The following is a 22293-nucleotide window of genomic DNA, read 5'->3' on the forward strand; positions in this document are numbered from 1 at the left end:
TCGAGATGTCGTTCACATCCACGGCGTTGCCGGTCGACGTGGAACTGAATTCCGGCGCACCCCCACGGCTGCGGGCCGAGGCCGGCGGCGACGCGCCGGCCTGGGCGGCCGAGCACCGGGACGCGCTGCGCGCAGTCGTCGCCGAGCACGGTTCGGTCCTGGTCCGCGGCCTCGGGCTGCGTGACGCGACCGAGACCGGAGCCGTCTTCTCCAAGCTGGCCACCGGTCTGATGACCGAGCGGGAGGCCTTCGCACCCCGGCAGACCTACTCCGAGGGGGTGTACTCCTCATCGAAGTGGCCGCCGAACCAGCCCATGTGTATGCACCACGAACTGAGCTACACACTTGAGTTCCCCGGCCTGATGATGTTCGCCTGTCTCAGTGCGCCCACCGCCGGCGGAGCGACCGCGGTGGCCGACTCACCGACCGTGCTGGACGCACTGCCCGCCGAGTTGACCGAGCGGTTCGAGCGCGAGGGCTGGCTGCTCACCCGTAGCTACAACGACGAGATCGGCGCGTCCGTCGCCGAGGCCTTCGGCACCGACGACCGGGACGCCGTCGAGCGCTACTGCCGCGCCAACGCCATCGCGTTCGAGTGGCAGCCCGACGGCGGACTGCGCACCAGACAGCGCCGCAGCGCCGTGGTGCGCCACCCGGTCACCGGCCGACGCTGCTGGTTCAACCAGATCGCGTTCCTCAACGAGTGGACGATGGCCCCCGAGGTGCACGAGTACCTGGTGGACGTCTACGGCGCCGACGGGTTGCCGTTCAACACCCGCTTCGGCAACGGCGACCCGATCGGCGAGGACGTCGTCCAGCTGCTCAACAGCGTCTACGAGGCGAACACCGCACGCGAACCGTGGCAGGCCGGCGACCTGATGCTCGTCGACAACGTCCGCACTGCGCACAGCAGGGAGCCCTTCGAGGGACCGCGCGAGGTGCTCGTCGCCATGGCCGAGCCGGTGCGTCTGGCCGACTGCTCGCCGACCGTGGAGGTGACCACGCAGTGACCACCGTCGATTCCCCCGCGGCAGAGTCCGCGAGCGTCGCACCGATCACCGTGCCACCGTTCGCGGTGATCTCCGGCGCCCAGGTCCGGCGCACACTGCACGGACGCGAGAAGCGGATCACGGAGTTGGTCGAGGCCACCTACCGGGTGCACGGGGCCGGTGATTCGGTGAACCCTCCGTCGTACTTCCTGCGTTTCCCCGACCGCCCGTCCTCCCGGATCATCGCGCTGCCCGCCTCGATCGGTGGGCAGACGCGGGTGGACGGCCTGAAGTGGATCTCCAGCTTCCCGAAGAACGTGACGGCCGGCATCCCAAGGGCATCGGCCGTGCTGATCCTCAACGACCATGACACCGGCTACCCGTTCGCCTGTCTGGAGAGTTCGATCATCAGCGCCACCCGGACGGCCGCGTCGGCGGCGTCGGCGGCCGACTGGCTCAGCCGCGAGAGGCCGCGACCGACGCGCGTCGGGTTCTTCGGGGTGGGCTTGATCGCCCGCTACATCCACACCTTCCTGATCGGCACCGGCTGGTCGTTCGACGACATCGGCGTACACGACCTGTCCGCCGACAGCGCGGCAGGCTTCCGCTGCTACCTGGAGCAGTCGGACGCCCCCGGCCGAATCACCGTGCACGACAGCGCCGAGCAGTTGATCCGGAACAGCGACCTGGTCGTCTTCGCCACGGTCGCCGGTCAACCGCACGTCAGCGACCCGTCGTGGTTCGCGCACAATCCGCTGGTGCTGCATGTGTCGCTGCGCGACCTCGCGCCGGAGATCCTGCTCGCCTCGACCAACATCGTCGATGACGTCGAGCACTGTCTCAAGGCCGATACCTCGCCGCATCTGGCCGAGCAGCTCACGGGCAACCGGGACTTCCTGCACGGCACGTTGGACGACGTGATGGCCGGGCGGGTGACGGTGCCGACGGACCGGCCGGTGGTGTTCTCGCCCTTCGGCCTCGGGGTGCTCGACCTCGCGGTGGGCAAGTACGTCTACACCGAAGTGGCCCGCTGCGGAGAGTTGCACGTCGTCGACGACTTCTTCCACGAACTGAGCCGGTACGGATGAGCGGGCCGGGAGCCCGGGAGGCCTCTTCCGGGCTGATCCCGGGAGAGACCACCGGTCACGTCGCAGCGGGCCCCGATGCATGAGACAGCGGCCACTGACGCAGGGCCCCGTACCGCCCGGTTGGAAACGGGGGTCTCGCCCGCACAGGCGAGGAACGCGCCCACGGCCGGATGGAAGTTCAGATAGTGCTCTGCTCCAGACAGAGGAGACCGTCGTGCCCGTCATTTCCGCTCCCTACGCCTTCAACGAAGAGGATCTCTATGTCGATCTCCGGTCGATCTTCGGGCACTCGCTCTTCCTGAAGTGTGAGGGCTTCAACTTCGCCGGCTCGATCAAGTTGAAGGCCGCGACCGAGATGGTGGAGGCCGCTGAGCGGGATGGAATCCTGACGCCGGAATCGATCCTGGTCGAGTCCTCGTCCGGAAACCTCGGCGTGGCGCTGAGCGTGATCGCGGCGAGCAAGGGCTACCGGTTCCTGTGTGTGACGGACTCCCGCGGCAATCTGTCGAACAGAATGATGATGGAGGCGTTGGGCAGCCAGGTGCACGTGATCGCCGAGCAGGAGGCCAACGGCGGCTTTCTCGGCGCACGGCTCGACTACGTCCGCGCGCTGTGCGCCTCCGACGACCGGTATGTGTGGCTCAGCCAGTACACCAATCCGAGCAACTGGAAGGCGCACTACCGCACGACCGCGCCGGAGATCGCCCGTCAGTTCCCGCGGCTGGACGTGCTGTTCGTCGGAGCCGGCACCACCGGGACCCTGATGGGCTGTGCGCGCTACTTCCGGCGATGGCACCGGCGGGTGCGGATCATCGCGGTGGACAGCGTCGGCTCGGTGTCCTTCGGCGGTGCGCCGGGCCGCCGGATGATTCCCGGTCTGGGCATGAGCATGCGCCCGCCACTGCTCGACGAGTCCTATGTCGACGAGGTGATCTGTGTCAAAGAGGCGGACACCATACGTTCCTGCCATCGTCTGGCCAGGCGCGGATTCCTGTTCGGCGGCTCCACCGGCACGGTGATCAGCGGCGCCACGGACTGGCTGGCCCGGCATGACGCGAGCGAGCTCACCGCGGTGGCCATCGGCCCGGACCTCGGCGAGCGCTACCTCGACACCATCTACCAGACCAACTGGCTGCGGGATCTCTACGGCGAGGACGCGCTCGACTCCGACAAGGAGGCTGCCGATTCCTTGGCAGCCGCCCCGTCGCCGGCGACAGGGTAGGGCACTGATACTCCCGAGGAGCGGTGTCGAGCCATGCGTGTCGTGATCGATGACGGAGGGGGCAACGCTGTCGGAACAGAAGGAAATCACGGCTGAGCACACCGGCTCGCTCCCACGACCTGCTCGTCCACCTGCACCGGTCACGGGGGCTGAGTCGCCGGGCACGCCCCGGTGACGCCCCCTGCGCGGCGCCCCCGGGCCGGAGTTCACCCGCTGATCAGCGGCGCCCCCGGATCGGCCAGGAGTGTCGTCAGTTTCTCGCTGAAGAGCTGGGCGAGTCGGGTGGCGGTGTCCGGGGTGCAGTAGTCGAGTGCGTGGATCAGTTCGCCGTCCAGGCCGGCGGGGCCGCCGTCGGCGTCGCGTGTGTCGCGCAGTTGCAGCAGCAGGTCCTGGCCGGTGTGGGTGACCGGGAGGACGCGGTGGTCCACCCGGAGGCCGCCCGCCCACCGGCCTTCGCAGCGGCCCGGGGGGTCGACGCGCAGGTAGGAGAAGGCCGCGGTGAACAGGCCCCGCCCTTGGTGGGCGCGGTCCCGCGCCAGGCCCTCCACCACCTGTTCGTAGGGGTGGTCCTGGTGGGCGTGGGCGGACAGCAGGCGTCGGCGGACCCTGGCGGTCAGCTCCTGGCCGTCGGGGGCCCCGCCGGTGGGGACACGGAGCACCACGGGGTTGGTGACGCATCCCACCAGGCCGTCCACCCCGTCGTCGTCCCGTCCGCTCAGGGCGACCACCACGGGTATGTCCTCCCCGGCGCCGAGCTGGCCGAGGGCGGCGACCAGGGCGGAGTGCAGCACCATGTAGGGGCTCGCGGCGTAGCGGGTGGCGGCCTCCTCCAGGAGGCGGTGCTCATCCGGCCCCCAGGAGAGGGGGACCTGGCCGGCGCGGCCGTCGGGGCGTCCGGTCCGAGGGGGCGCGCCGGGCAGGATCAACTGGTCGGGTACGCCCTTCAGTTCGGCCGACCAGTAGCGTGCCTGGCGGGCGGCGGGGCTGTCGGGGTCGCTCTCGTCCCCCCGGCGCCCGGCCAGCCGGAGCGTGTGGTCGGCGTACTGCGGGGCGGGGACCGCCCACCGGGGGGCCGTGCCGTCCAGGCGGGCGGCGTAGGCGTGCCGCAGGTCGTCGCGCAGCACACCCAGGGAGTGGCCGTCGACGGCCACGTGGTGCACCACGAGCAGCAGCAGGTGGCGTTCCGGGCCGGTGCTCAGCAGCAGGGCACGCAACGGCGTCTCGGTCAGCAGGTCGAAGCCGCGGGACAGTTCGGCCTCGACGACCGACCGCTCCTCGCCGTGGGTGACGTCGAGGTGGCGGAGGGCGGGCGCCGCGTCCTCGCTGGGCAGCACCCGCTGTTCGGGACCCTGCGGACCGTAGGGCAGTACCGTCCGGAGCGCCTCGTGCCGGGCCACCACGTCGCCCAGCGCCTCCTCCAGCGCCGTCCGCCGAAGCGGGCCGCGCAGTTCCAGGGCGAGGGAGGTGAGATAGGTGGGGCGTCGCTCCCCCAGGTAGTTGGCGGTCCACAGGCGGAGCTGGGCCGGGGAGAGGGGGATGTGTTCCGGGCGTTCGGGAGCCGTCCCGTCCTCGGGGTGGCGCGCCGGGGCGGCGCCGTCGGGCAGCCGCCTGTCGAGTTCGGCGACGGTGGGTGCCTCGAACAGGTCCCGTACCGAGACGGGGAGGCCGAGGGCGGCGCGGATGCGGCCGGCCAGCCGGATGGCGGTGAGCGAGTTGCCGCCGAGGGCGAAGAAGTCTTCGTCGACGGAGACCGACGGCAGACCGAGGGTGGCCGCGAAGGCGGCGGCCAACACCTCGGCACGGGGTGTGCGGGCGTCGGCGGCGGCCGGGCGCTCGGGCGCGGGCAGCGCGTCCCGGTCGACCTTCCCGTTGGCGCTCAGGGGCGGCTCGGTCACCGGTACCACCACGGCGGGCACCATGTGGCGGGGCAGCCGCGCGGCCAGGCGGGTCCGGAGCGACGTGGGGTCCACGGCGCCGTCCGCACCCATCACGTAGGCGACCAGGGAGCGTTCGGCGGCGCCCTCGCCGCGGACCATCACCCAGGCGGCGCCGACCCCGGGTTCGGCGCGCAGCGCGGCCTCGACCTCGCCCGGCTCGATGCGGAAGCCGTTCACCTTGACCTGCCGGTCGGCGCGGCCCAGGAAGTGCAGGCGCCCCTCCCGGTCCCAGCGGCCCAGGTCCCCCGTGCGGTAGGTGCGGGATCCGGCGGGGCCGTACGGGTCGGCGACGAAGCGCAGGCAGGTGGCGGCCGGGGCGCCGTGGTACCCCTCGGCCAGCCCGTCGCCGGCCAGGTGGATCTCCCCGGGCACCCCGGGCGGCACCGGTCGCAGGGCCGTGTCCAGGACGGTGACCCGGCAGCCGGGCACCGGGGTGCCGACCGGCAGGGGCGCGGTGCCGGAGCCGTCGAGGGGGACCTCGTGGCCGAGGGAGAAGGTGGTGTTCTCGACCGGCCCGTAGAGGTGGGTGACCTCCAGCTCCGGGTGGTGCCGGCGCACCCGTTCCACGGAGGCGGGCGAGACGACGTCGCCGCCCGTGGCCAGCCGCCGCAGTCCTTCGAGTGCCCCCGGGTCCTGCTCGGCGATGACGTCCAGCAGTCCGGCGGTCAGGAAGGCCGCGGTCACGCCGCCCTCCCGCACGGCCCGGCGCAGGGCCGCGCCGTCCATCTCGCCGGGCGGGGCCACCCGTACCCGTCGGCCGGTGAGCAGGGGCGTCCACAGCTCGTACACGACGGCGTCCCACGCGTGCGGGGAGTGCTGGAGGACGCACTGCTGGTCCTCGCCCCGCCATGCCGGGTCGAGGGCTCGGCTGAGGATGTTGCGGTGGGTCAGCCGTACGCCCTTGGGCTCGCCGGACGACCCGGAGGTGAACATCACGCAGGCCGCGAGGTTTCCGGGCAGGGTGCGTCCCAGGTCGGCGGAGGGCTGGGCCGCGAGGGTCTCCTCGTCCGGTACGGAGTCCAACAGCAGCCGGGCGCCGGTCAGTTCGCGGATGGCCCGGACCCTCTCCGGAGGGAACCCGGAGTGGAGGGGGACGCAGAGGGCGCCCAGTTTCGCCAGGGCCAGGAAGCAGACGGCGACCTCGGGCGAGCGGTCCAGGGCGACGGCGACCGGGGTGCCGGGCGGGACCCGCTCGGCGAGGTGGTGGGCCAACTGGTTCGCCCGGGTGTTGAGTTGACCGTAGGTGAGGGTCCGCGTGCCGTGGCACAGCGCGGTGCGGGTGGGATGTGCGGCGGCCTGGGCCTCGAAGACCCGGGCCAGCTGGACGTCGTCGTCCCCCACCGGTGACGACGGCCCCTGACCGGCGGCGAGCAGGCCGGCCCGCCGGTGGGCCGGGAGGAGCCGGACGTGGGCCAGGGGCCGTCGCTCGTCCTCCACGAGGGCGTGGCAGGCGGCGACGAAGAGGTCCGCCAGTTCGGTGGGGGTGGCGCGGTCGTCCAGCGCTCCGGGCCTGCTGTACAGCCGGCACTCCACCCGGCCGGCCCGGGGCAGGACCACGAGGCTGAGCGGGTAGTGGGTGCCGTCCCGTATCTCGGTCCCAGTCACCCGGACGCCGTCGGGCAGGCGGGTCCAGGCGTCCTCGTCCAGGGGATAGTTCTCGAAGACCACCGACGTGTCGAACAGCCCGGTGGTGCCCACGGCCTCCTCGATGGCGGTGAGGCCGAGGTGCTGGTGGTCCAGCAGGTCGGCCCGGCGCGCGTGGACCCGCCGGGCCAGGTGACCGGCCGACTGTCCGGGCCGGACGGTGATGCGGGTGGGCACGGTGTTCAGCAGCAGCCCGACGAGCCGGTCCACCCCGGCCACCTCGGGAGGGCGTTGGGCGACGGTGACACCGAAGACGACGTCCTCCTCGCCCGTCAGGTGGTTCAGCAGGATGCCCCAGGCGGACTCGACGAGGGCGTTGACGGTCACGCCCCAGTGGGCGGCGCGCGCGGTGAGCGCGTGGCCGAGCCGCTCGGGCAGTTCGAACCGGTGGCTCAGGGCGGCGGGGGTGCCCGGGGCATGGTCGGCCACCCGGGTGGGATCGACGCCCGCCAGCTCGGCGCGCCACGCCTCGGCGGCGGCGGCCCGGTCGCGGGTGGCCAGCCACCGGGCGTACTCCCGGTGGGCGGGGGCGTGCTGCCCGGCCGAGGAGCCCTCGTGGACCGTGCCGGCGTCCAGCAGCTCGCCGAGGACGAGCGGCACGGACCAGCCGTCCAGCAGCAGGTGGTGGTGGGTGAAGACCAGCCGCCACCGCCGTTCTCCGGTACGCAGCAGGGCGAACCGGAGCAGCGGCGGGTGTCCGGGGTCGAACGGCTCGCGTTCCCGCTGCTCCTCCTGGCGCAGCCGGTCGGCGAGTGCGTCACCGGGCACGGCGGTGAGGTCCGCGGTGCGCCAGGGCAGCGGGCCTTCGGCCGCCGGTATCAGGTACAGCGGCCGGTCCCCCGCGTCCGCGGGGAAGCAGCCGGACAGGTGGGGGTGGCGGCGGAGCAGCGACCGGGCGGCCGCGCGCAGCCGTTCCGGCCGCACGTCGCCGGTCAGCTCCAGGCTGAGCTGGACGAGGTAGGGGTCCTGCCGCGGCTCGTCCGCCCGCGGTGCGTCGGCGTCGTACAGGGCGTGGAAGAGCAGCCCCTCCTGGAGCGGCACGGCCGGCAGCAGGTCGGAGAGCGGCCCGTACCGCCGTTCCCACTCCTCGATCCGGCCCTGGTCGACCCGGACCAGGGGGAAGTCGGAGGGGGTGGAGAGGACGGGGCCGGTGCCGGGGTGGTGGTGGACCAGCCGCCCCAGCGCGGTGTGCCACAGGTCGCTGAGCTCCCGTACCTCGTCGGCGGTCAGCACCTCGGACGGCCAGGTCCACTCGGCGCGCAGCCGTGGCCCGTCGGGGCCGCGCTCGGCGAAGACGTCGAGCGTCAGGGTGTGGCCCAGCGGCTGGCGGGGGTCGGCCTCGCCGCGCAGCGAACCGGGCAGGGCGTTCCAGGGGGCGGGTTCCTCGGTGTCGAAGCGGCCCAGGTAGTTGAAGGTCAGCGGGGCCCGGGCCGTCGGCAGCCGGCCGGCCTGGCGCAGCAGCCCGTGGGTGAGCCCGTCGTGGGGCACCTCGCGCAGGCTCTCCTTGACGTGTTTGACCGCCCGGGACAGCTCGTCACCCTCGGCGCCCCCGTTCACCGGCGGGTCCAGCAGCACGGGGTGGAGGGTGGTGAACCAGCCGACGGTGCGGGACAGGTCGAGGTCGGCCAGCCCCTCCAGCGCGGTGCGGCGCCCGTGTCCTTCGATGTCGACGAGGACCGGGGCGCCCTCCGGGTTGCCCGGCCAGCGGCGCAGCGCGAGGGACAGGGCGGCGAGCAGTACCTCGGGGACGCGGGCGCCGAAGCCCGCCGGTACGGCCGTCAGCAGGCCCTCCACCCACGTCTCGTCCCAGGTGGTGCTGAGCCGCCCGGCCCGGTCCACGGTGTCGCGCACGGGGTCCAGGGCCCGTGCGCCCAGGCGGGCGTGGGGCCGGTCGAGGCGCTGCCGCCACCAGGTCTCGTCGGCACGGACCGGTTCGGACGCGGCGGCCTCGCGCAGCGCCCGGGTCCAGGCGCGCAGCGGCGTCCGTACCGCCGGGAGCGGGGCCCGCTCGCCCCGCAGCGCGTGTTGGTGGGCCTGTTCCAGGTCGGGCAGGAGGACGCGCCAGGAGACCCCGTCGACGGCGAGGTGGTGGATCACCAGCAGCAGGAGGTTGGTGCCCGCGCCCCGGAACCACACCGCGCGCACCAGGTCTCCCCGGTCGGGGTCGAGGTGCCGGCGGGCGCTGCGGCGCTCGTGCTCGATCAGTGCGTCCAGGTCCTCCGGGCGGTCGGCCCGCTCCCGGGCGAGGTCGACGCGGCGCAGCACCTCGCCGGCGTGGACGGTGCCGGGTGGGCGCACCTCCAGGGCCCAGTGCCCGTCCCGCACGGCGGTGCGCCGCAGCCGCAGGGCGTCGTGGTGGTCGACGACCTGCTGGAGGGCGTCGCGCAGGGTGGCGGTGGTGACCGTGTCGGGCAGCGGGCACACCACGGACTGGGCGAAGCCCTCGGCGCCGCCGCCGAGCGAGGCCAGCCAGTCCATCACCGGGGTGGGCTCCAGCGGCCCGGGGTCGTGGGAGGGCGTGGACGGGGCGGTGAGAGGGCGTACCCGGCCCTGGACGACCCGGGCCAGCGCGCGGGGGGTCTGGTGGGCGAAGACGTCCTTGGGGCCGATGAGCACCCCCGCGCCCTGTGCGCGGGCGGCCAGTTGGACGGCGAGGATGCTGTCCCCGCCGAGGCCGAAGAAGTTGGCGTCCGGGTCGACGGAGGGCAGGTTGAGCAGGGTGGCCGTCAGGGAGCGGAGGAGTTCCTCGGCGGCCGACTGTGCCGCCGGGGTCTCCTCCCGGGGCGCGGATTCCGGACGGTCGGCGGGAGGCGGGGTCCGCCGGTGGGTCACGCCGTCCCCGGGGCGGGGGCAGGGCAGGTCGGTGAAGGGCGCCTCGGGCCCGTCGAGGGCGGCCTCCAGGAAGAGGCGTACGGAGTCCAGCAGTGCCTCGGCGGTGCGGCGGTCGAACCGGTCGGTGGCGTACTCCAGGCAGCCGCGCAGCGTGCCGTCGGTCTCCTCCGTGACGTCCCAGAGGAGCGGGAACTTGGCCCGGGAGCGGCGCGGCGGCAGCTCGGTGGCCTCGGTCCCGGCGAGCGCCAGTACGGGCCGGTGCCCGGACTGGTGGTTCAGCATGACCTGGAACAGCGGGTGCCGCCCGGGTTCCCGGGGCGGGCCCACCGCCTCCACGATCCGGTCGAAGGGGGCCCGGGCGTGGGCGAAGGCGGTCAGGTCCGCGGCGCGGGCCCGGTCCACCACGGCGGCGAACCCCGGTCGGCCGGACAGGTCCAGGCGCAGCGGCAGGGCCTGGGCGAAGTAGCCCACCAGCGGGTCCAGCGCCGGGTCCTCCCGTCCCGCGCCGACGGTGCCCACCACGACGTCCGTGCCCGCGCCCCACCGGCTCAGCGCGCAGGCGAGGGCGGCGTGCAGCGCCATGAAGGTCGTGGCGCCCCGCGCGGCGGCCAGCTCCTTGAGGCGCCGGCCCAGTCGCGGCCCCCAGTGGAAGCCGACGGCGTCGCCGGGCCGGTCCGCGTCCGGCAGGCCGGCGCGGTCGGCGGGGAGCGGGGTCTCGACGGGCGCGCCGTGCAGAGTCTGCCGCCAGTGGTCGAGCTCGCGGGCCAGGAGGCTGTCCGGGTCGCCCGGGTCGCCGAGCCGGGCGCGCTGCCAGAGGGTGAAGTCGGCGTACTGGAGGGGCAGCGGCGCCCACTGCGGTTCCCGGCCGCGCAGGCGGCTCTCGTAGGCGGTGGCGAGGTCGCGGGTGAGGGGGCCCAGCGCGTGCTGGTCGGCGGCGATGTGGTGGAGGACGACCAGCAGGGTGTGGTCGGACGGGGAACGGCGCAGCAGCGTCAGCCGCCAGGGCGGGGAGGTCGCCAGGTCGAAGGGCCTGCGCAGTTCCTCCTCGTACATATCCTCGCGCGTGTCCTCGGCCACCGGGACGACGGTCAGCGGGTCGGCCGCGTCGTCCCCGGTCGCGGCCTGGACGCACTGCCGCGGTTCGTCGCCGTCGTGGGGGAAGGTCGTCCGCAGGATCTCGTGCCGGTGCCCCACGTCCCGCGCGGCCGCGCGGAGCGCGTCGACGTCCAGCGGTCCTTCCAGGCGGGCCAGGAGGGGGACGTGGTAGGCGGGGCTGTGCCGTTCCAGGCGGTGCAGGAACCACAGCCCGCGCTGGGCGTAGGAGACCGGCACCCTGGCGGGCCGGGGCAGGGGTCCCGGGCGCGCTGTCCCTTCGCCGCCCACCTCGCCGAGCCTGGCCGCGAGTTCGGCCACCGACGGGTGCTCGAAGACGTCCCGCACCCCGAGGTCCCGGCACAGCACGGCACGGACCCGGGTGGCCAGCCGGTTGGCGAGCAGGGAGTCGCCGCCGAGGGTGAAGAAGTCCCGGTCCACGCCGACCCGGTCCGGTCCGAGGCGGAGCACCTCGGCGAAGAGGTCCCGCAGCGTGGTCTCGGTGGCGTTCCGGGGCGCGCGGACGTGTCCCGGGTGCTCTGCGCCCGCCTCCCGCAGTGCGCGCCGGTCCAGCTTGCCGTTGGGCGTCAGGGGCAGGGAGTCCAGGGTGACCCAGACGGACGGCAGCAGGTGGGCGGGCAGGACCGCGGCGGCCCGTTCGGGAGCGCGGGCCGCGCTCTGCGGGTCGGCCACCAGGTGGGCGACCAGCCGCCGGTCCCCCGGCCCGTACTCGGTCAGCAGGACGGCGGCGTCGCGCACGCCCGGCAGCCGGACGAGTGCGGCCTCGACCTCTCCGGGCTCCACCCGGTGGCCGCGCACCTTCACCTGCCGGTCGGCCCGTCCCAGGTACTCCAGCGTGCCGTCGGGCCGGCGCCGGGCCAGGTCGCCGCTGCGGTACGCGCGGCTGCCCGGGGCTCCGTCGGGGTCGGCGACGAACCGTCCGGCGGTGAGGGCGGGGCGGCGCCAGTAGCCGTGGGCCACGCCGGGGCCGGAGACGTACATCTCCCCCGGTACGCCGTCCGGGACGGGGCGCAGCGCGGCGTCCAGCAGCCGCACCCGGAGGTCAGGGAGGGCCTCGCCGATGACACCCCCGCTCCCGTCCGCGGCGGGGTCGGCGGCGTGGCCGACCCGGTGGTGGGTGACGTGCACGGTGGTCTCGGTGATCCCGTACATGTTGACCAGGCGGGGCGTGTGGTCGGGGTGCCGCGCGTACCAGGTGGACAGCCGCCAGGGTTCGAGTGCCTCGCCGCCGAAGATGACGTGGCGCAGGGCCAGCCGGTCGCCCGTGGCGGGGTGGTCCGCGTCGGCCTCGGCGAGCTGGGCGAAGGCCGAGGGGGTCTGGTTGAGGACGGTGACCCGCTCCTCGACCAGCAGGTCCAGGAAGTCCTCGGGCGAGCGGGCGGTCTCCTCGGGGACGACGACCAGCCGCCCGCCGTGCAGCAGGGCGCCCCACAGCTCCCACACCGAGAAGTCGAAGGCGTAGGAGTGGAAGAGGGTCCAGACGTCGTCGGGGCCGAAGGCGAAGTGGCGTGCCGTGGTGGACATCAGCCGGGTGACGTTGCGGTGGCTGACCACCACGCCCTTGGGGGTCCCGGTGGAGCCGGAGGTGTGGATGAGGTAGGCGGGGCAGCCGGGGGTCGGGCGGCGCGGGGCCGCCGGGGGGAGAGCGGTCGGCGGCCCGGTGGGCACACCGTGGCGCGGGTCCAGGGCCAGGTGGGGCGCCCGGTGCTCCTCCAGCATCCCGGTCACGGCGGCACCCGGGTGGGTGAGGGTGAGCGCGGGTTCGGCGTCGGCGAAGATGCCGCGCAGCCGCTCGACCGGGTAGCCGGGGTCCAGCGGCACATAGGCGGCGCCCGCCTTCAGGACCGCGAGCAGGGCGACGACCAGGCCGGTGGACCGGGGCAGGGAGACCGCCACCCGGTCCCCGGGGCCGATCCCTCGGGCGGCGAGGTGGCGGGCCAGCTCCTCGGCCCGCTCGTCGAGTCCGGCGTACGTGAGCCGGTCGCTCCCGGACACCACGGCGACGGCATCGGGGACCTTGGCGGCCGTGGCGGCGAACCAGTCGGTGAGCGTGCCGGTCTCCTCCCCGGCGGCGGCCGGTGCGGGCCCGGCCGCGGGCTCCCCGGCGCCCACCCGTCCCTGCAAGGTGGCGGGGTCCGCGTCGCCGAGAGCCAGCACCAGGTCGACGATGCGGTCCAGTTGGGCCCGGGCGGCCGTGCCGGAGCAGCGGGCCTCCGGTACGTCGATGTCGACCCGCACCTCCGGGGCGCCGTTGTCGTAGACACCGAGCGCCAGATGGTCGCCCCGGCCCTGGGTGACCATGTGGACGGTCGCCGGGGTACCGGCGAAGTCCAGGTCGCGGCGCATCGTCATGGCGTTCAGGACCGGTCCCACGAGCTGTCGCCCGCCCCGTACCGCGCCCTGGTCGCGCAGCATGTCCTCGAAGCGGTAGCCCTGGTGGCGCAGGGCGCCGAGCGTGGCGGCGGAGACGGTGGAGACCAGTTCCGACAGGGGCGCGGCGGGGTCCACGGCGAGGCGGAGCGGCACGACGCCTGCGGCGGTGCCGAACGCCTCGCGGGCGGCCCGGCCGGTACGTCCGGGAACGCTCAGCCCGAGCACGACCTCCCGCTCCCCGGTGTCGGCGTGCACCGCCAGGGCGGTGGCGGCCGCGAACAGCGCGGGCCAGCGCACCCCGTGGCGGTCGGCCGCCGCCCCCACGTCCCGCCAGCGGTCGGCCGGCAGCCACCGGGAGTGGCGGACGTGGCCGGTGGCCCCGGCGGAGGCCGGGCCCGTGGCCAACTGCGGCGCCTCGTCCACCCCGCCCAACCGCCCCGCCCACCAGGCGGCGTCCCGCTCGAAGCGTGCGGAGGCCCGGTAGTCGGCGTCCCGCCGCACCATGCCGGCCAGTGTGTCGAACACCTCGGCACCGCCCGGGTCCGGCGTGGTGACGGGGGCGGCCGCCAGTCGGGTGTAGGTGGCGGCGACCCGCCGGACGAAGTTGGCGGCGGCGGCGCCGTCGCAGATGAGGTGGTGCATCCGCAGGCACCACAGGTACTCGTGTTCCGCCACCCGCAGCAGATGGTGGTCGAAGAGCGGCGCCCGGGACAGGTCGTAGGGGCGACCGCACGTCTCCTCGATCAGCCGCAGCGCCTCCGCGTGCGGCTGCCCGGCCCCGCGCAGGTCCAGTCGGCGTACCGTCCAGTCGTCCACCGGCTCCAGGAACTGCGCCGGTTCACCGCCGTCGTCGCCGAAGCGCACCCGCAGGGTCTCGCTGCCCGCGACGACCGCGCGCACCGCCCGGACGAACAGGTCCTGGCGGAGCGGGCCGTGGAGGTGCACGTACTGGGCGACCACGTAGCGCAGCCCCGAGCGGTCCAGGGCCCCGCCGTACCAGATGCCGGCCTGCGCGGCCGTCAGCGGTGTACCCCGGTCAGCCATGGTCGTCGTCCTTCGCTCGGGGGGCCGCTTCCGGGTCCAGGATGCGGGCGATACGGGCCAGCGACTCCGGGCGGGCCAGGTCGCCGTGGCCGAAGTCGCTGGCGTGCACGTCGATCCGCCCCCGGACGTAGGGGCGCCACGTCGAGGGGTCGAAGGCGATTGCCCCGGGCCCCTCGTCGGGACGGGCCCGTACGAGGGAGACGTCCCCCGCGTACCGGCCGGGACGGAAGGAGCGCGCCAGGCGGAGGTTGTTGTCGTACGCCCCGCCCATGGCGATCAGATGGCGCTCGGAGATGTCGGACAGCAGGCTGTCCTCGTCCCGGACGATCTTCAGGAACCGCTCGTCGGTCAGCTCCTCGTCGCGCACGCCGTCGGGCCGGATGCCCGCGAAGTCCAGCAGCGCCCCGTACATCATCCGCTCCCCCGCCCGGTCGGACACGGGGGGCAGTTCGGGCAGGTCGGCGACGACGTAGGAGTCCAGCAGGACCAGGCGCTCCACCCGCTCGCCCAGGCGCTGGAGTTCGGTGGCCATGGCGTGGGCGACCAGCCCGCCGAAGGACCAGCCGAGCAGTTGGTACGGGCCGTGCGGCCGGATCCGGCGGATCTCGGCCAGGTAGTCGGCGGCCATCTCCTCCACGCTCCCGGCCAGCAGGTCCGCCCCGTTCAGCCCCCGGTCCTGCAAGGCGTAGAGGGGCTGCTCGGGGCCGAGGTGCTGGGTCAGCGCCGCGTACATCCAGCCCACGCCGCCGGCCGGGTGGACGCAGAACATCGGGGCCCGTCCGCCCTCGCCGCGCAGGGGCAGCAGGGTGTCGAACGCCGGGTGCACGTCCTGCGCGCCGATCAGGGCGGCCAACCGGTCCCCGCTCGACGCGGTGCCGGTGGCGGCCTCGTCGACCGCCCCCAGGTCGGTCACCGGGGTGTCGGGGGCGGCGACGACCGTACGCAGGATCGTCAGCAGCCGGTCCATCAGCGTCCGGGCCTCGTCCGGGGTGAACGCCTCGGTGCGGTGCAGGAGGTTGACGTCGGTGCCCCCGTCGCGGGGCAGCACCATCAGGGAGAGCGGGTGGTGACCGGCGGACTCGGTGGTGGCCCCGTCGACGCGCACGCCCCGCAGGGCCCGCGCCGCCTCCGGGTCCGCCGCCGGGAAGTTCTCGTACACCACGGCCGTGTCGAAGAGTTCGTCGAGGCCGACGGCGTCGAGCAGGCGGGACAGTCCGAGGTGGCCGTGCGGCATCAGGCGGGCCTGCTCGGCCTGGACGCGGCTCAGCAGCGCGGCCACCGTCTCCTCGGGCCGCAGCCGCACCCGGACCGGGAAGGTGTTGATGAGGAAGCCGACGACGGACTCCACCCCCGGGAGGTCCGGGGACCGCCCCGAGGAGATCGCCCCGAACACCACGTCGCCGCGGCCGGTCCGCTCGGCGAGCAGCAGCGCCCAGCAGCACTGGACGACGGTGTTGACGGTGACGCCCAGACGGGCGGCGGTGGCCGCGAGGCGGTCGGTCTCCGCGGGGTCCAGCCGGTGGATGAGCCGGTTCGGCCAGGTGGTGGCGGCGCCGCTGCGGGAAGGGGCCAGCAGGGTGGGTTCGACGCCGGTCAGGTGCTCGCGCCAGGCGGTCAGGGCCCGCTCCCGGTCGAGCCCGCCGAGCCAGGCCAGGTAGTCGCGGTAGGGGGTGGGTTCGGGCAGCGCGTCCCCGTTGTACAGCGCGAACAGCACCGGCAGCAGCAGTTGGTTGGACCAGCCGTCGAGCAGCAGGTGGTGGCTGACGATACGGAGCTGGAAGCGCTTCGACCCGAGCCGTACCAGGGTGAACCGCAGCAGCGGGGGGTCGACCGGGTCCAGGCGGGTGGCCCGCTCCTCGGCGGTCAGCCGCTCGCCGTGCTCGCGCCGGGCCTCGGGGCTCGCCGTGGAGAGGTCCAGCTCGTCCAGGACCAGTTCGCGGCCGCTCAGCACCTGTACGGCGGGCCCGGAGGGCGGTCGGACGAAGGCGGCGCACAGGTTGGGGTGGCGGCGGCCCAGCTCGCGGATCGCGCGCCGGAGTGCCGGTACGTCGAGGTCGCCGGCCAGGTCCAGGGTCAGCCGCATGACGAAGGCGTCCTCGCCGTCCCGCTCGGACCCGCGCGGGAACAGCAGCCCCTCTTGGAGGGGGGACAGCGGCAGCACGTCCCGGTGGGCGGGGTAGGCCGTGGCGAGCCAGCGGCGTCCCTCCTCGGTCAGGGGCACCGGTCCGGTCCCGGTGGCCCCGGACGGGCGGGGCCGGGGCGCGGCGGCCACCGCCTCCCGGGTCGAGGGCTCCCCCGCTTCGGGCGTGGGCGGCACGGACGGGCCGGCGGCGTCGCCCCGGGGGCCGCCGGTGAGAGCTGCGGCCAGTCCGGCGGGGCTGGGGCTGACGAACACGTCCTCCGTGGACAGCGCCAGGCCCCGCCGGCGCGCCTTCCGTACCAGCCGGATGGAGCGGATGCTGTCGCCGCCCAGCGCGAAGAAGCTGTCGTCGGCGCCGACGTCGGTGCGGTTCAGCACCTCGGCGAACACCTCGCGCAGCACGTCGACCGCCTCCGGCCGGCCTGCCCGCACCACGGGCCGCTGCGGCTCGGCGGCCACCCGTCGGCGCAGCGCCTTCCGGTCGGCCTTCCCGTTGGGGGTGAGGGGAAGGCTGTCCAGCACCTCGAAGGTGGTGGGGACCAGTGCCGCGGGGACCTCACGGGCCAGGGCGGCCCGTACGGTGTCGGGGTCCAGCCGCGCACCGGGGTCGGGCTGGAGGAAGGCGGCGAGGGTGTGGTCCCCCACGTCTCCGCCCTCGGTCGCGGGCACGGCGACCACGGCGGCCGAGGCCACCCGGGGCAGGGCGGACAGGCGTGCCTCCAGCTCCCCGGGCTCCACCCGGTGGCCCCGGACCTTCACCTGGTCGTCGGCACGGCCCCGGTAGGTCAGCACCCCGTCCCGGTCCTGGACCACCAGGTCCCCGGTCCGGTACATGCGGGTGCCGTCGGCTGCGAACGGGTCGGCCACGAAACGCTCGGCGGTGTGCCCGGGACGGCCCGCGTAGCCCCGGGCCACGCCGTCACCGGCCACGTACAGCTCGCCGACCGTGCCGGGGGCCACCGGACGCATCTCGCGGTCCAGCACGTGGCAGCGGTGGCCGTCCGCCGGTGTGCCGATCGGAGGGTCGTCCTGCGCGTCGGGGTCGCAGCGCCAGGCCGTGGCATAGACGGTGCACTCGGTGGGGCCGTAGGCGTTCCAGACGGTGGCCCCGGGGTGGCGGCGGTGGATGTCCCGCACCAGGTCGGCGGTGACCCGTTCCCCGCACAGCACGTAGTGGTCGGCCCGCTCGTCGACCCACTCCGCCTGCCGCACCCGGCGGTAGACGGACGGGATGGCGACGATGAGGGAGCCGGACCAGTCCTTCCGTTCGGTGAGGGCCAGCAGGTTGCGCACCAGGTCGACGGTTCCGCCGGCCACCAGGGTGGCCAGCAGTTCCACGACCGACACGTCGAAGCTCGCCGAGGCGGCGCCGAGCACGCGTGACGAGGCGTCGCCGCCCAGCTCGCGCCGCATCCACGCGAGGAAGTCGAGGACGTTGCGGTGGGTGACCACGACGCCCTTCGGCCGCCCGGTGGAGCCGGAGGTGTAGCAGATGTACGCGGCGTTGCCGCCGGCCGCCGGGCGGGTGCTCGGCGGCGTCGCGCGCTCGGCCCCGGCGCCCTCCCCGGGGGTGGACGGGTCGTCCACCAGCACCACGTCGGGGGCTCCCGAGGGCAGCCGGGCCGCCGACGCGGTGGTGGCCACCACGTGTGCCGGGCGGCTGTCGGTGAGGAGGAAACGGGCCCGCTCCGGCGGGAGGGAGGGCTCCACCGCCACGTAGCAGGCGCCGGACTTGAGCACCCCGAGCACCGCGACGGCCAGCTCCACGCCCCGGTCCAGCCACAGGGCGACCCGGTCCTCCGCACCCACGCCCCGCGCCCGCAGAGTCCGCGCCAGCCGCTCCGCGCGCAGGTCCAGCTCCCGGTAGGTGAGCCGGTCCTCGCCCGCGCGCACCGCGACGAGGTCGGGAGTGGCGGCGGCCCGGTCCTCGATCGCCCGGTGCACGGTGGCGGGCGCCTCCGGCGCCGCCTCCGCCCGCTCGTCGCGGCGGCCGGGAACGGTCGTTGGCGGGTGCGGGTCGCCCGGGGCCAGCAGGGCGGTCAGCGGGGTCTCCCGGCTGCCCTCGGCGGCGACGGCGCGCAGCACGTCCAGATAGTCGGCGGTGAGCGTGGCGGCGGTCCGCTCGGTGAACAGGTCGTCGCTGTACTCCAGGCAGGCCGTCATCTCGTCCTGGCCCTCGCGGTCCTCGGTGACGAGGGTCAGGTCGAACTTGGCGGTGCCGGGGGGCATCCCGCTGAAGAGGTTCTCCTGGGTGTGGCCGGTGTCGAAGAAGTCGGTCCGGGCGTCGCCCACGTGCTGCACGGGCGGGAGCTCCTGGTGCACGTAGAACACGTCGAACAGCGGTTCCCGGCCCAGGTCGCGTTCGCCCACCAGCGCGTTGACCACCCGGTCGAAGGGCACCTCCTGGTGTTCCAGCGCCTCCAGGACCGTACCGCGCACCTGCTTGACGAAGTCCCCGAACGAGACGGCGGAGCCCAGGTCGGCGCGGAGGGCGACGGTGCTGTTGAAGAAGCCGATGAGGCCTTGGACCTCGGGGCGGGTGCGCCCGGTGGTGGGGCTGCCGATGACCAGGTCGCGCTGGTCGGTGTGGCGGGCGAGCAGCAGGTAGAGGCAGGAGAGCAGCACCGTGAAGAGGGTCGCGGACTCCTGCGCGGCGATCCGGCGCAGGCGCCGCACCAGGTCCGCCGGCACGGTGAAGGTGTGCAGCCTGCCGGTGTAGCTCTTGCGGGCCGGCCGGGGGTGGTCGGTGGGCAGCCGCAGCGGCTCGATCCCCGCCAGCCGCTGCTTCCAGTACTCCAGTTCGCCGTCGAGGCCGGAAGACTCCAGGAGCTGCCGCTGCCAGTGGGCCCAGTCGCGGTACTGGACCGGCAGCGGGTCGAGGCGGGGTTCGCGGTTCTCCCGGTGCGCGGCGTACAGCTCGGGCAGCTCCCGCTCGAAGATCCTGGGCGAACCGCCGTCGTTGACGGCGTGGTGCATGGTCACGTGGACCACGTGCTCCTGCGGACCGGTGCGGATGACCTGCAGCCGTACGAGGGGGTCGTTCTCCACGTCGAAGCGGTGGTCCGCGGCGCGGCGCACCAGTTCACGGGCGGCGGCCTGCGGGTCGGGGCGGTCGCTGACGTCCGAGAAGCGGAAGAACTCCGGGCCCAGTTCGGGCCGGACGCGCAGGGCGGGGACGCCGTCGTCGTCGACGAGGTTGGAGCGGAGCACCTCGTGCCGCCGCGCCAGCCCCTCCCACATGCCCCGCACCGCGTCGACGTCCAGGTCCCCGCTGATCCGGCTGACCATCGGGAGGTTGTAGAGGGTCGTGTCGGGGTCGAGCTGGTGGTGGAACCACATGCGCTCCTGCCCGAAGGACAGGACCCGCTCGTCGGTGGGTTTCACCGGGGGGACGGCCGTCCGGCGGCCGCGGGAGAGCGCGTCGACGAAGCGGGCGAGGTCGGCCACTCGGGGGTGGTCGTAGGTGTCGATGAGCTTGAGGCGGTGGCCGAACCGCTCGTCCACGCGCTGGACGAGCTGCATGGCGATGATCGAGTTGCCGCCCAGGGAGAAGTAGTCGGCCTCGGGGGTGACGGGCGTGCCCGCGCCGAGGAGTTCCTCCAGGGTGCGGCACAGCCACGCGGTGGTGTCCTCGGGCTCCGCCGCCACCTGCTCGACGGGCCGGGGCGCTTCACCGGCCGGGAGCGGTCCGGTCCCGGTCGCCGGTCGGTCGGCAGGCGTGGCGGTGGCGGTAGCGGTCTCCGGGACGTCCGGCGCCGGTGCGGCGGGCGGCACGGGCGGGGCGGCGGTGAGCGCCCGGGCCGGTGCGGCGGGGGCGGGCGTCGCCCAGCAGGGAATGCCGAGGACGGGGTGGCCCGGCAGCCGGTGACGTCGCGGCGGGCGGGTGGCGTCGGCCGGAGTGGGGGCGACCGCCTGCCAGTCCAGGTCGACGCCGAGGCGGTACAGGGCGCCGAGGACATCCGGCACTCCGTGGCGCGCGTCCAGCGGGATCACCTCGACGGTGCCCCGCTCGTCGGAGCCGGGCTCCGCCAGGGCGTCCGCCTGCCCGGTGGCCGGGTCGGGCGCCACGCACAGCACCGGGCGGCCCCGGGAGCGCAGCTTCGCCACCTCGGCGGCGGTCCGCTCGGGAGGCGTACCGCCGTCGGTGCCCAGCACGGCGGCCAGTCCCACCCCGCAGCGGCGGAGTTCGGCGGCCGTCCCGGTGGCGGCCCTGCCCTCGGCGTCGGGCAGCAGGACGACGCGGGGCGGCCGCGCGGGGACGTCACGGGTCCCGTCCTGCGCGAGCCAGGTCGCCTCGGCGGCCAGGCGCACCGCGAGTTCCTCGGTGTCCCGGGCCCGTACGGCGACGCGGTGCGCGTAGTGGTCGCGCCCCTGGTTGAGGGTGAACGCGACGTCGGCCAGCGGCAGGTGTCCCGCGCGCAGCGCGGTGGAGAGGCGGGCGCACAGCGCCGCCAGCGCCTCGGGGGTGCGGGCGGAGACGCCCACCAGGTGCGGCGCCGGGTCGTCCGCCGGGTCGTCGGGTTCCTCCGCGCCGTCCTCGGCAGGCGGCCGCTGCACGACGCAGTGGGCGTTGATGCCGCCGAGGCTGAACGAGCTGACCCCGGCCAGGCGAGGGCCGTCGCCCCAGGGGCGGTGGGCGCCGACGACCTCCACCCCGAGGTCGGCGGGGTCGACGCCGCCGGTCGCCCGGCGGAAGTGGACCGAGGGGTACAGCTCCCCGTGCTTCACGCTGAGGATGGCCCTGACCAGTCCCGCGACGCCCGCCGCATGGTCCAGGTGGCCGATGTTGGCCTTGACCGAACCGATCGGCACGGGGGTGTCCCGGGTGCCGAACACCGCGGCCAGGCCCTCCAGTTCGACGGCGTCGCCCAGCGGGGTGCCCGATCCGTGCCCCTCCAGATAGCCCGCGTGGACGGGGTCCACCCCCGCCGCGGCCCACGCCTTGCGGATGGTCCTGCTCTGCACGACGGCGCTGGGCGAGCTGATCGTGGCCACGGCGCCACCGTTGTGCAGGACCGCGCTGCCGCGCAGCACCGCGTGGACCGGTGCGCCGTCGGCCCGGGCCCGGGCGACCGTGGTGAGCAGCAGCACGGCCCCGCCCTCTCCGGGGACGGCGCCGTCGGCGTCCGCGTCGTAGGCCCGGCACCGCCCGCTGTCGGAGACCAGCTCCGGCATCGCGTCGGCCTCCTCGGCCGGAAGGCCGCCGGGACGCAGGCTCACCCCGCCGGCGAGCGCGTACCGGGCGTCGCCCGAGGCGATCTCGCGGCAGGCGTGGTGGACCGCGAGCAGGGAGCTGTTGCAGCCCGCGTCGACCGTGTAGCAGGGGCCGGTCAGCCCCAGCACGTGCGCGACCCGGGCCGGTGTCCCGAAGGCCATGTTGCCCAGGGCGGCGAGCGTGCCCGGGTCCGCGGCGGCGGCACGGTAGGACGACGGGGAGGAGGTGAGGACGACGGCGGTGTCGTTCGCGCCGAGGTGGCGGGCGGAGTACCCGGCGTCCTCCACCGCCTGGTGGGCCAGCAGCAGGGCGAGGCGCTGCTGCGGGTCCATCACGGCGGCTTCCCGACGGGAGAGCCGGAACAGGCCGTGGTCGAAGGTGTGGATGTCCCGCACGTGCCCCATGGGCAGGTAGGCCGCCTCCGGGTCGAGTCCCGTCGCCTCGGCGCGGCCCTCGGGCAGGGCGCCGACGCTGTCGCGGCCCGCGCGCAGGTTGGCACGGAACTCCGCCAGGTCGTCGGCGTCGGGAAAACGCACGGCCAGTCCCACCACGGCGATCGCGTCGTCGGGGATGTGGGTGGCGTCCTGGCCGGTCGCGTCGCCGTCCTGCCGCGTCCGTCGTGCTGTCGAGCCGCCGTTGTTCGGCACTGTGTCCCCCGCTGTCTCGCCCACCGGAGGTGGGGTCCGCTCTGCTTCG

General features: G+C 74.8%; 5 protein-coding genes. 3 read left to right on the forward strand and 2 right to left on the reverse strand.

Features of this window, described 5'->3' with window-relative positions; genetic code table 11:
* Positions 1-5: 5 nt before the first annotated feature.
* The 3 genes from AB0E67_RS25310 to sbnA all read left to right on the forward strand — a co-directional run bounded on the left by AB0E67_RS25310 (position 6) and on the right by sbnA (position 3299).
* Entirely contained in the window at positions 6-1010 is a 1005-nt protein-coding gene (locus AB0E67_RS25310; RefSeq protein WP_362030786.1) for a TauD/TfdA family dioxygenase, read from the forward strand.
* Positions 1007-2077 carry a 2,3-diaminopropionate biosynthesis protein SbnB gene (gene sbnB, locus AB0E67_RS25315; protein WP_362030788.1) on the forward strand — a complete coding sequence of 357 codons (1071 nt, stop codon included), beginning with the start codon at positions 1007-1009 and terminating at the stop codon, positions 2075-2077. Before AB0E67_RS25310 ends, sbnB begins: the two co-directional genes overlap by 4 nt.
* A gap of 214 nt (positions 2078-2291) precedes the next feature.
* Positions 2292-3299, forward strand: coding sequence for a 2,3-diaminopropionate biosynthesis protein SbnA (gene sbnA / locus AB0E67_RS25320; protein ID WP_362030790.1), 1008 nt, complete (start codon positions 2292-2294; stop codon positions 3297-3299).
* A 206-nt stretch (positions 3300-3505) separates the two neighbouring features.
* Here sbnA and AB0E67_RS25325 read toward each other — a convergent pair whose 3' ends face one another.
* Both AB0E67_RS25325 and AB0E67_RS25330 read right to left on the reverse strand, forming a co-directional pair.
* Positions 3506-14242, reverse strand: a complete 10737-nt coding sequence (locus AB0E67_RS25325) for an amino acid adenylation domain-containing protein (RefSeq protein WP_362030792.1) — start codon at positions 14240-14242, stop codon at positions 3506-3508.
* On the reverse strand, positions 14235-22268 hold the full coding sequence (locus AB0E67_RS25330) for an amino acid adenylation domain-containing protein (protein ID WP_362030794.1): 8034 nt from the start codon (positions 22266-22268) through the stop codon (positions 14235-14237). Before AB0E67_RS25330 ends, AB0E67_RS25325 begins: the two co-directional genes overlap by 8 nt.
* Positions 22269-22293 lie beyond the last annotated feature (25 nt).

The sequence above is a fragment of the Streptomyces sp. NPDC032161 genome, assembly GCF_040636995.1.
GTDB lineage: Bacteria > Actinomycetota > Actinomycetes > Streptomycetales > Streptomycetaceae > Streptomyces.

What these genes read in the sequence shown, in the direction of transcription:
- AB0E67_RS25310 (WP_362030786.1), top strand. Translation starts at nt 6, where the DNA reads ATGTCGTTCACATCCACGGCGTTGCCGGTCGACGTGGAACTGAATTCC.
- AB0E67_RS25325 (WP_362030792.1), bottom strand. Translation starts at nt 14,242, where the DNA reads ATGGCTGACCGGGGTACACCGCTGACGGCCGCGCAGGCCGGCATCTGG.